Raw genomic sequence first — 333 nt, 5'->3', positions numbered from 1 at the left:
TGTTCCCACTTGACCTTTTTTGTAAGCTGCTTTTTGAGAAAAAGCAACACCATGGATATCCGGTCAATCTCTGCCCGCAGACTCTCCTGACGGCCTTTGATCTCCAGAAAATCCAGCTGCAACTTCCGGAAGTCCTGAACCAGGAATTTCAGAAAGTAGGCTATCACCGAGAGCAGGAGCGAAATCATCGCCCCCATGATGCTCAGGAGTAGGACGGTACCCGACATGAGTCCAAAGCATAGGGAACTCCCACTGATACCACCTGCAACTCGATCAGCTCTCCGCGCTCCCAGACCGGACCCAACTCATCCATGAGTTTGAGGAAGGCAAGCC

The 333-nt window shown here is 52.0% G+C and carries 1 protein-coding gene; it reads right to left on the bottom strand.

Annotated elements, in window-relative coordinates; all coding sequences use genetic code 11:
- On the bottom strand, positions 1-227 hold a 227-nt coding region (locus DK188_RS21395; RefSeq protein WP_157963345.1), incomplete at its 3' end, for a hypothetical protein.
- Positions 228-333 lie beyond the last annotated feature (106 nt).

Origin of the sequence: Algoriphagus litoralis (genome assembly GCF_003259255.1) — a bacterium.
Taxonomy (GTDB): domain Bacteria; phylum Bacteroidota; class Bacteroidia; order Cytophagales; family Cyclobacteriaceae; genus Algoriphagus; species Algoriphagus litoralis.
Note: the sequence above shows the minus strand (reverse complement) of the source record. Positions and strands in the feature narration are given on the sequence as shown.